Source organism: Actinoplanes sp. NPDC048791 (assembly GCF_040650095.1).
Classification (GTDB): Bacteria; Actinomycetota; Actinomycetes; order Mycobacteriales; family Micromonosporaceae; genus Actinoplanes.
This window is the reverse complement of record NZ_JBEZGQ010000255.1, coordinates 1-9,557: the sequence shown is the minus strand read 5'-3', so window position 1 is coordinate 9,557 and position 9,557 is coordinate 1. Positions and strand designations below refer to the sequence as shown.

Annotated in this window: 11 protein-coding genes and 1 pseudogene; 10 read left to right on the top strand and 2 right to left on the bottom strand. The window is 71.6% G+C overall.

Annotated elements, in window-relative coordinates; all coding sequences use genetic code 11:
• Window positions 1-868 (bottom strand): annotated as a pseudogene (locus AB0C29_RS19815) (GGDEF domain-containing protein); the annotation flags it as partial.
• Window positions 869-966: 98 nt separating this feature from the next.
• On the opposite strand from AB0C29_RS19815, the gene prmC reads away from it, so the two are divergent.
• From prmC to AB0C29_RS19795, 4 genes are read left to right on the top strand one after another with little or no spacing between them, the layout of a single operon-like run.
• Complete coding sequence (gene prmC / locus AB0C29_RS19810; protein WP_360822073.1) at window positions 967-1,842, top strand: peptide chain release factor N(5)-glutamine methyltransferase; 876 nt, start codon at window positions 967-969, stop codon at window positions 1,840-1,842.
• 37 nt (window positions 1,843-1,879) lie between these two features.
• The gene (locus AB0C29_RS19805; protein WP_360550284.1) at window positions 1,880-2,524 is read left to right on the top strand and encodes an L-threonylcarbamoyladenylate synthase; all 645 of its coding nucleotides are present in this window, start codon (window positions 1,880-1,882) and stop codon (window positions 2,522-2,524) included.
• Between the two features lie 2 nt (window positions 2,525-2,526).
• Window positions 2,527-3,150 carry a phosphotyrosine protein phosphatase gene (locus tag AB0C29_RS19800; RefSeq protein ID WP_360822071.1) on the top strand — a complete coding sequence of 208 codons (624 nt, stop codon included), beginning with the start codon at window positions 2,527-2,529 and terminating at the stop codon, window positions 3,148-3,150.
• Complete coding sequence (locus tag AB0C29_RS19795; RefSeq protein ID WP_360822069.1) at window positions 3,147-4,100, top strand: L-threonylcarbamoyladenylate synthase; 954 nt, start codon at window positions 3,147-3,149, stop codon at window positions 4,098-4,100. The genes AB0C29_RS19800 and AB0C29_RS19795 overlap by 4 nt, the downstream gene beginning before the upstream one ends.
• Before the next feature lie 15 nt (window positions 4,101-4,115).
• Here the strand turns inward: AB0C29_RS19795 and AB0C29_RS19790 are convergent, their stop codons facing one another.
• Window positions 4,116-5,564: an SDR family oxidoreductase gene (locus AB0C29_RS19790; protein ID WP_360822067.1), complete on the bottom strand. Its 1,449-nt coding sequence runs from the start codon at window positions 5,562-5,564 to the stop codon at window positions 4,116-4,118.
• Between the two features lie 81 nt (window positions 5,565-5,645).
• On the opposite strand from AB0C29_RS19790, the gene glyA reads away from it, so the two are divergent.
• From glyA to AB0C29_RS19760, 6 genes are all read left to right on the top strand, one after another.
• On the top strand, window positions 5,646-6,935 hold the full coding sequence (gene glyA, locus AB0C29_RS19785) for a serine hydroxymethyltransferase (RefSeq protein ID WP_360822065.1): 1,290 nt from the start codon (window positions 5,646-5,648) through the stop codon (window positions 6,933-6,935).
• Between the two features lie 83 nt (window positions 6,936-7,018).
• A complete protein-coding gene (locus AB0C29_RS19780; RefSeq protein ID WP_360822075.1) occupies window positions 7,019-7,420 on the top strand; it encodes a hypothetical protein in 402 nt (133 codons plus the stop codon).
• Window positions 7,421-7,629: 209 nt separating this feature from the next.
• Window positions 7,630-7,863: a hypothetical protein gene (locus AB0C29_RS19775; RefSeq protein WP_360822063.1), complete on the top strand. Its 234-nt coding sequence runs from the start codon at window positions 7,630-7,632 to the stop codon at window positions 7,861-7,863.
• A 15-nt stretch (window positions 7,864-7,878) separates the two neighbouring features.
• Entirely contained in the window at window positions 7,879-8,670 is a 792-nt protein-coding gene (gene atpB / locus AB0C29_RS19770) for a F0F1 ATP synthase subunit A (RefSeq protein WP_360822061.1), read from the top strand.
• A gap of 68 nt (window positions 8,671-8,738) precedes the next feature.
• Window positions 8,739-8,981 (top strand): ATP synthase F0 subunit C, encoded by a 243-nt coding sequence (locus AB0C29_RS19765; protein ID WP_203775387.1) that lies wholly within the window; start codon window positions 8,739-8,741, stop codon window positions 8,979-8,981.
• Between the two features lie 26 nt (window positions 8,982-9,007).
• Window positions 9,008-9,557, top strand: a 550-nt coding sequence (locus tag AB0C29_RS19760) for a F0F1 ATP synthase subunit B (protein ID WP_360822059.1), incomplete at its 3' end; no start/stop codon positions are given.

Genomic DNA, 9,557 nt, shown 5'->3' with positions numbered 1-9,557 from the left:
CCGGGCCGAGGATCTCCTGGGAGACCGGTACGGCGTCGAGCTTGCGCAGCGCGTCCCCGGCCTTGTCGGCGGCGATGTCGAGGCACACGGTGCCCAGGTGCCGCAGGTCGCGGGAGCGGACGCTGTCGCCGCCGCCGGTCAGCAGGGCGGCCACGTCGGTCTCGGTGGACTCGCCCAGGGCCGCCCGGCGGGCCAGCGCGTAGCCGTAGACCGGCCGGCTGCTCGGGCGCAGCCGCACGTCGGCGCCGGTGGCGACATACCGGGTCAGCTCCGCGTCGATGTCGCGCAGCACCCGCAGGCAGCCGTCGGTGTCGCCCTGGTGGTCCAGCGAGACCGCGTTGCGCAGCCGGATGCCCGGCGCGGCGAAGACCTCGCTGGCCATGCCGGCCGCGGCGCCGACCTGGCGGGCCTGCTCGATCGCGGTCAGCGCGTGGCCGTGAAAACCGAGATAGCTGTACGCCATGGCGAGGTCGTGCCAGCCCCACGCCGTCTCGCTGTCGCCGTCCGGCACCGCCGCCAGCGCGCGCGACGCCTGCACGAGATGGGTGACCCCGCGGTCCAGGGCGCTCTGCAGGTGGGCCCCCAGCGCCGCGAACGCGTGCATCTGACCACGCAGGTACGGGTCGGAGGTCTCCCGGACCGCGTTCGAGGCGAGCGTCATCGCGGTGGCGAACTCGGCGACCCGGCCCAGGTTGATCAGGGCACCGAACCGCTGGACGAGCGCGTACGCCCGGGTCAGCGGGTCGGTCGTACGGGCGAGCACCTTGTCGAGGATCGTCAACGCCTCCGCGGACCGGCCGCCCTGCTGGAGCTTGCCCGCCGTACGCAGGTCGTCAACGTTGTCGCCGAGCTGATCGAGCCACGTCATGGTGCCGCCACGGCCATCCAGGCCCCTCCCGCCGACGCCGTTCATCGCCGAGTGACCCGGCCGGTCACCGTCGAGAGACGACGTTCCATGATTATGCCGTGACACCGACGCACGAACACCCCTCGACCGGAACGGAACGGACGCGCCTGGCCCCGGTGCTGGCCAAGGCCACCGCACTGCTTGCCGGGGCGGGCGTTTCGTCGCCGCGCGTCGATGCCGAACTGCTCGCCGCGCACGTTCTCGGGGTCGGGCGCGGCCGGTTGCTGCTGATCGACACCGTGCGCGGCGACGAGGCGAGCCGGTTCACCGGGCTGGTCGAGCAGCGGGCGCAGCGGATCCCGTTGCAGCACCTGCTCGGCACGGCCGCCTTCCGGCACCTGGAGCTGGCGGTGGGCGAGGGGGTTTTCGTGCCGCGGCCGGAGACCGAGCTGCTGGCCGGCTGGGGGATCGAGCACACCGCGCCGGGTGCGACGGTGGTCGACCTGTGCAGCGGTACGGGCGCCATCGCCTGCTCGGTCGCCGACGAGGCCGCACCGGGCCGGGTCATCGCGGTGGAACGGTCGCCGGCGGCGCTCGAGTACCTGCGCCGTAATGCCGCGGCGTTCCCCGTGGTGCGGGTGGTGCCGGGCGACGTGACGGATCCGGGGCTGCTGGCCGACTGCCGGGGCATGGTGGACGTGCTGCTGTGCAATCCGCCGTACGTGCCGGACGGGACCGCCGTACCCCCGGAAGTGGCCGACCACGACCCGGCGGAGGCCGTCTTCGGCGGCGCGGACGGCCTGGTCGTGATCCGCCCGGTGATCGCCCTGGCCGCGGCGCTGCTGCGGCCCGGCGGCGTGCTCGGAATCGAGCACGACGATGTGCACGCGGCGGCGGTGCCGGAGCTGCTGCGGGCCGACGGGCGCTTCACCGAGGTCGCCGCCCATCAGGATCTGACCGGCCGCCCACGATATGCGACGGCCCGCCGCGTGTAGGGCACTTCGTGCGCGCCATGGCACACTGCAACTTGTGATGCTCTACGACTGTCGGGCCGTGGCCGAGCGCGATCGCGGCATCGCCGCGGCTGTCGAGGCGGTCAAGAGCGGTGAGCTCGTCGTGCTGCCCACCGACACCGTGTACGGCGTGGGTGCGGACGCGTTCACCGCGCATGCCGTCAACGCCCTGCAGAACGCCCGCGGTGCGGACCGGCGCGTGCCCCCGCCGGTGCTGGTCGGCTCCCGGCACACCCTGGACGGCCTGGTCTATTCGCTGCCCCGGGCGGCGCGTGAGCTGGCCGACGCGTTCTGGCCGGGCGCGCTGACCATCATGGTCGAGCATTCGCCCAGCCTGCAGTGGGACCTGGGCGACACCGGCGGCGTGGTCGCGGTCCGGATGCCGCTGCACCCGGTCGCGCTGGAGGTGCTGCGCGAGGTGGGCCCGATGGCCGTCACCACGGCCAACAAGATCGGTCAGCCGGCCCCGACCACCGCCGAGGAGGCCCGCGACCAGCTCGAGTACGCGGTCCGCGTCTACCTCGAGGCCGGGGCGGCCGCCGACCCGGCGCCGAGCACGATCGTCGATGTCACCGGCGACGTGCCCCGGGTGCTGCGCAACGGCGCGGTGCCGTTCGAGAAGCTGCGGGACGTCGTGCCGGACATCCTGGCCGTGGAGTCCTGACGATGCCGTTCACAGTGCTGCACGTGTGCATGGGCAACATCTGCCGGTCGCCGATGGCCGAGCGGCTGCTGGTCCTGGCCGCCGCCCAGCGCCTCGGCAAGCTCGATCCCGACGCCGAGCTCGACGACCTGCTGCGCAGTGTCAGCGCGGGCACCGGCGGCTGGCACGAGGGCGAGGAGATGAACCCGCCCGCGGCCCGGCAGATCACCCTGCGCGGGGGCAGCACAGACGGTTTCCTGGCCCGCAAGCTGACCAGCGCCCAGCTGGACGAGGCCGACCTGATCCTGACCGCGACGGCCGACCAGAGCGACTACGTGCACGCCCTGCTGCCGGGTGCGGACGGCCGCACGTTCGTCCTCGGGCATCTGGCCCGGTTGCTGCGCGACCTGGAGTCCGGGTCGCTCCCGCCGGCCGGCACCGACCCCGAGACCTTCGCCGCCCGCGCCGCTGCCGTGGTGGCGGCGGCGGCCCGGCTGCGCGCCGAGACCGAGCCGCAGCCCGGCGACGACCTCGACGACCCCTGGGGCCGCGGCGACCAGACGTTCCAGCGCATCGGCGACACCATCGAAGAGGCGCTGTACCCGCTCGTGGACGCCCTGCTGCCGGGAGCACCGAGGCCCGCGTGACGATCGTCGGACCGGACGCCGGCGGCCTGCGCCGCGCGGTGGAGCTGCTGCGGGACGAGTCCGTCGTCGCGTTCCCCACCGAGACCGTGTACGGCCTGGGCGCCCACGCCTTCTCGGCGAAGGCCGTGGCCGAGGTGTACCGCCTGAAGAACCGCCCGTCCTGGAACCCGCTGATCGTGCACGTGGCCAACGTGGCGGCGGCCCGCGCGCTGGCCCACGAGTGGCCCGACGCCGCGAACGAGCTGGCCGCGCAGTTCTGGCCGGGCCCGCTGACCCTGGTCGTCGAGCGGGCGAAGCACCTGCCGCAGGTGGGCGCCCCGACCCCGACGATCGCGATCCGGGTGCCGGCGCACGAGGTGGCCCTGAAGCTGCTGGAGGCCTCGAACCTGCCGCTGGCGGCGCCCAGCGCGAACAGGTCGGAGGGCATCTCGCCGACCACCGCCGAGCACGTGCTGCGCAGCCTGCCGGACGTGCCGCTGGTGCTGGACGGCGGCCCGGCCTCGTGGGGCATCGAGTCGACAGTGCTCGACCTGACCACGCCGACGCCCACGCTGCTGCGCCCGGGTGCGCTGGCGCTGCGCCCGTTGCGCGAGGTGACCGGCGCGATCGCGCTGCCCGAAGCGGTGGTCACCGACGGCACGGCCCGGCCCTCGCCGGGCATGAGCCGGCGCCACTACGCCCCCAAGGCGACGGTTTTGCTCGTCGACGACGTGAAAACTGTGGACCGCAGCGGCCTGGCCGCCCCGGTCGCGGTGCTGAGCTATGAGACAGCCGGCGACTACGACGCGGCGGAGGTGCTCAGCGCCGACCCCCGCGAGTACGCGGCGGATCTCTACGCGGCCCTGCACCGCCTGGACGACGCCGGGGTCGGCACGATCATCGTGCAGCGGCCGCCGGACACCGAGGACTGGCTGGCCGTCCGCGACCGGCTGAGCCGCGCCGCCCGGTGAGCGGGCGGCCGCCGGTCAGCGGGTGGCCTGGTTGGCGATGTTGCGGGCCATGCCGCTGAAGATCACCCCGTGGAACGGCACCACGCTCGCCCAGTACGCGTGCCCGGCCAGCCCGCGCGGCACGAAGATGGCCCGCTGCCGGTAGACGCTCGTCCCGTCCGGCCCGGGCTCGGCCGACATCTCCAGCCACGCCCGCCCCGGCACCTTCATCTCGGCCCGCAGCCGCAGCAGCTCACCCGGCTTGATCTCCTCGACCCGCCACCAGTCCAGCGCCTCGCCGACCAGCAGGTGGTTGCGGTCGCGCCGGCCGCGGCGCAGGCCGACGCCGCCGACGAGCCGGTCCATCCAGCCGCGCACCGACCAGGCCAGCGGGAACGAGTACCAGCCGTTCTCGCCGCCGACACCCTCGATCACCCGCCACAGCGCCCGGGTGGGCGCGGCCACCGTACGGGTGCGCTCGTCGACGTAGACGCTGCCGCCGGACCAGTCCGGATCGCTGGGCAGCGGCTCGGCCGCCGCGTCCCGGCCCACCGCGTTCGACCAGCGGGTCTCCACGTTCGCGTCGCGGACCTTGCCCAGAGCGAGCCGCACGGCGTCGTCGAAGCCCAGCAGCCCCTCGTCGGGGACGTACTCGGCGATGTCGTGCTCGTGGGCGAAGGCCTCGTGGATCAGGCTGCCGACCAGCGGCCGGGCGATAGCGTTGGGCACGGGCGTGACCGCGCCCACCCAGTGCGCCGACAGCCACGGGCTCAGCGGCCGCAGCGGCAGGATGATCCGCCGGCGCAGCCCCGCGACCCGGGCGTAGCGGCGCATCATCTCCAGGTAGGTCAGCACGTCCCGCCCGCCGATGTCGAAGCCCCGGTTGACCTCGGCCGGCAGCGTGGCCACGCCGATCAGGTAGCGCAGCACGTCCCGGACGGCGATCGGCTGGATCCGGTTGCGCACCCAGCGTGGAGTGATCATGATCGGCAGCCGCTCGGTCAGGTAGCGCAGCATCTCGAACGACGCCGAGCCCGAGCCGATGATCACCGGCGCCCGCAGCACCGCCGTCGGCACCCCGCTGTCCAGCAGGATCTTCGCTACCTCGGCCCGGGAGCGCAGGTGGGCCGAGGGGTGCTCGTCGGGCGGCGGCTCGGGACCGCCGAGGTAGACGATCCGGCTGACCCCGGCCGCCTTGGCCGCGGTGGCGAAGTTGTGCGCCGCCTCGCGGTCGATGCGCTCGAAGTCCGGCTGCCCGAGCGAGTGCATGAGGAAGTAGGCGACGTCGACGCCCTCGAAGGCGGCCGGCAGTGTGCCGGGGTCGGACAGGTCGCCCTCCACCACCTCGGCCCGCCCGGCCCAGGGCACGTCGCGGAGCCGGGCGGCACTGCGGGACAGGCAGACGACGGAGTGGCCGGCATCGAGCAGACGGGGCGTCAGGCGGCCACCGATGTACCCGGTGGCGCCCGTGACGAGGCAACGCATACCACCACTGTGCCCGCAGGCAGGCCCCCATAAGCCATATGCTCGATCTCGGCAGCGTCGCCGACGGTGAGGGAGCGCGTCATGGAGACTTTCTGGGGTCCCGACTTCGGCGCGCTCGAGCACGAGGACCCGGAGATCGCCGAGGTGATCCTGGGCGAGCTGACCCGCCAGCGCGGCGGGCTGCAGCTCATCGCCAGTGAGAACTTCACGTCCCCGGCCGTCCTCGCCGCGCTCGGCTCGACGCTGACCAACAAGTACGCCGAGGGGTATCCGGGACGGCGTTACTACGGCGGCTGCGCCGAGGTCGACCGGGCCGAGGAGCTGGCGGTCGACCGGGCCAAGGAGCTGTTCGGGGCCGAGCACGCCAACGTCCAGCCGCACTCGGGCTCGTCGGCGAACATGGCGGCGTACGCGGCGCTGATCCAGCCGGGCGACACCGTGCTGGCCATGGGGCTGCCGCACGGTGGCCATCTCACCCACGGCAGCCGGGTCAACTTCTCCGGCAAGTGGTTCCACCCGGTCGGCTACACCGTGCGCCGCGACACCGAGCTGATCGACTACGACGAGGTCCGCGACCTGGCCCAGGCGCACCGGCCCAAGCTCATCGTCTGCGGCGCGACGGCGTATCCCCGGCTGATCGACTTCAAGGCCTTCCGGGACATCGCCGACGAGGTGGGTGCGTACCTGATGGTCGACGCCGCGCACTTCATCGGGCTGGTCGCCGGGCGGGCCGTCCCGTCGCCCGTAGCGCATGCCGATGTCGTCACCTGCACCACCCACAAGGTGCTGCGGGGACCGCGGGGAGGCATGATCCTGTGTCGTGAGGAGCTTGCCGCACGCATCGACAAGGCCGTCTTCCCGTTCACCCAGGGCGGGCCGCTGATGCACGCCGTCGCCGCGAAGGCCGTCGCCCTGCGGGAGGCGGCGCTGCCCGACTTCCAGTCGTACGCGAACCAGGTGGTCAAGAACAGCCAGGCGCTGGCCGCCGGGCTGGCCGCCGAGGGGATGCGCCCGGTCTCCGGGGGCACCGACACCCACCTGGCCCTGGTCGACCTGCGCGACACCGGGGTCAGCGGCCGTGACGCCGAGGCGCGCTGCGACCGTGCCCGGATCACCCTGAACAAGAACGCCATCCCGTACGACCCGGAGCAGCCCATGACGGCGTCGGGCATCCGGGTCGGCACTCCCAGCGTCACCACCCAGGGCATGCGCGAGGGCGAGATGCGCCAGATCGCCGGGCTGATCGCCGTGGCCGTGCGCGCGGACCCGGCCTCGGTCGGCGGGGCCACGCAGCTGCGCGAGGTCGCCGACGAGGTGGCCGAGCTGGTCCGGGCCTTCCCGGCGTACGACCGGGCGGGGGTGCCGGCGTGAACGACTCCGCCGACCGCGTGGTCCCGGCTCAGCCGGCGCCGGCCCGGAATGACTACGACGACGACAACCGCCCGCTGCCGGATCTGCCGCCGCTGCCGGAGGATCCGCGCTGGCGGGTGGAGCACCTGCCCTTCCTGACCGCCTTCTCGGTCGCGCTGATGATCTGCGCGGCGTCGGTCGGCTTCTTCGCCGGTGGCGGCGACGCCGCGGTGGGCGCCGCGGCCGGCGTGGGCGTCGTGACGGTCAGCTTCACCATGACGACCCTGGTGTTCGCCTGGGCCGACACCGTGCGCCCGGCCCTGGTGCTGCCGCTGGGGCTGCTGACGTACGTGGTGAAGTACGCGTTGCTCGGCGTGATCATGGTGTTTGTGATCTCCTCGGAGTGGCCGGGCCGGCTCGCGATGGGCTGGGGGATCGTCGCGGGGGTGCTCGGCTGGACGGCTGTGCAGATCTGGTGGGTGGCTCGGACCAGCCTCTCCAAGTGATCTTCAGCACCGGCGTTTCGACTGGTCAGTGCCGCTATGGGAGGGCTCTGTCCACGATCCGGTGACTGACGCGCGACAAAGTTGTCCGGTTCTGGCGGAGGGGGAGTAGCGTGTTGCCGAGTTGCGAGACCCCTGACGCCTGGACAACTGCGGTTGTGCGGGGGGTCCCGCTTAGCTTCGTCTTACCTGCTGATATCGTTCGGGCCGTCATGACCGGTCAAGAACCTCCCAGCAAACCCCACGATGACGACGGTCAGAACCCGCCCGACACGGGCCAGGGGATGACGGCGGTCAGTTATCTCCTCGGGGGCATGTTGGTCTGGGGCGGGATCGGCTGGTTGGTCGACCACTACGTCGGCACCAAGGGCATCTTCGCCGGAATCGGCGCCGTCGTTGGTATCGCCGGCGGTGTCTACCTCATCGTGCGCCGTCTCGGCGCCTGACAGGAAAGGGCTACGGTGATCGGTCAGTCGACGGTCCTCGCAGCGGAGTTCCCGCCCAGCGTCGAGGACTTCTACCTGCCCAGCATCCTGCCGTGGGGCGCTCACGAGTCGTACTGGTTCACCAAGATCACGCTGTTGGTCTGGGTGGCCGTTGCTCTGATCATCATCTTCTTCCTGGTGTCGTACCGGAAGCCGCAGCTGGTGCCCACGAAGAAGCAGTGGCTCGCCGAGAGCCTCTACGGATTCGTGCGCAACAACATCGCCGTCGAGATGATCGGGGCGCGAGGTGTCGCGTTCGCGCCGTACCTCACGACGCTGTTCTGCTTCATCCTGCTGAACAACCTCTTCAGCATCGTGCCGCTGATCCAGATCTCGCCGAACTCGCACATCGCGTTCCCGGCGATCCTCGCGGTCATCAGCTACGTGATGTTCATCTACGTCGGCATCCGGCACCACGGCGGCTTCTTCAAGTACATGAAGGCCGCGCTCATCCCGCCGGCGCCGTGGTTCATCCTGCCGCTGCTGATCCCGATCGAGTTCTTCTCGAACTTCATGGTCCGCCCGTTCTCGCTGGCGGTCCGACTCTTCGCCAACATGTTCGCCGGCCACATGCTGCTGCTGGTGTTCACGCTCGGTGGCTTCGCGATGCTCGCCGAGAACGTGTGGTACGCACCGTTCTCGATCGTGTCGTGGATCATGACGATCGCGCTGACCTTCCTCGAGTTCCTGGTGATCATCCTGCAGGCCTACGTCTTCACGGTGCTGACCGCGAGCTACGTGCAGGGTGCGCTCGCCGACGAGCACTGAGCTGTTCGAGTACCACCCCGTTGTCGTCCCGCGTGACAGTCACGCGAGATACCAGGAGGAACTGAGCAATGATTCTCGCCGAAGTTGTGGGTAGCACCGCCGCCATCGGTTACGGCCTCGCCGCCATCGGTCCTGGCATCGGTGTCGGTCTGGTCTTCTCCGCCTACATCCAGTCGACCGCCCGCCAGCCGGAGTCCTCGCGTCTGACCCTGCCTTACGTCTGGATCGGCTTCGCCGTCATCGAGGCGCTGGCCCTGCTGGGCATCGCGTTCGGCTTCATCTGGCAGAACCTGGCTCCGAACGTCGGCTAGTTCTCCCCTTGCGGAACGGAGCTCCCATGCTTGCGTACCTGGCCGCCGAGGGCGGCGAGACAACTGAACACAACCCGATCATTCCCGCGTGGGAAGAGATCGTGGTCGGTACGGTCGCGTTCGCCCTGCTCTGCTTCGTGCTGATGAAGTTCGTCTTCCCGATGATGGAGAAGACGTTCGCGGCGCGGGTCGACGCGATCGAGGGTGGCCTCAAGCGCGCCGAAGCCGCCCAGGCCGAGGCGAACGAGCTGCTCGAGCAGTACCGCGCGCAGCTGTCGGAGGCTCGTACGGAGGCCGCGCGCATCCGTGACGAGGCCCGCGCCGACGCCGAGGGCATCCGTCAGGACGTCCTGGCCAAGGCCCGGGAGGAATCCGACCGCATCATCGCGTCCGGGCGCGACCAGCTCGCCGCCCAGCGCGAGAGCATTGTGCGCGACCTGCGCTCCGAGGTGGGCACGCTCGCCGTGGACCTGGCCGGCCGGATCGTCGGCGAGTCGCTCGCCGACGAGGCGCGCAGCCGGGGCACGGTGGACCGGTTCATCTCCGAGCTGGGTGCCGCCCGGTGCCCGTGCCGGC

Coding starts and splice junctions, on each gene's coding strand:
- AB0C29_RS19805 (WP_360550284.1), top strand. CDS start 1,880: ATGCTCTACGACTGTCGGGCCGTGGCCGAGCGCGATCGCGGCATCGCC.
- AB0C29_RS19800 (WP_360822071.1), top strand. CDS start 2,527: ATGCCGTTCACAGTGCTGCACGTGTGCATGGGCAACATCTGCCGGTCG.
- AB0C29_RS19790 (WP_360822067.1), bottom strand. CDS start 5,564: ATGCGTTGCCTCGTCACGGGCGCCACCGGGTACATCGGTGGCCGCCTG.
- glyA (WP_360822065.1), top strand. CDS start 5,646: ATGGAGACTTTCTGGGGTCCCGACTTCGGCGCGCTCGAGCACGAGGAC.
- AB0C29_RS19775 (WP_360822063.1), top strand. CDS start 7,630: ATGACCGGTCAAGAACCTCCCAGCAAACCCCACGATGACGACGGTCAG.
- AB0C29_RS19765 (WP_203775387.1), top strand. CDS start 8,739: ATGATTCTCGCCGAAGTTGTGGGTAGCACCGCCGCCATCGGTTACGGC.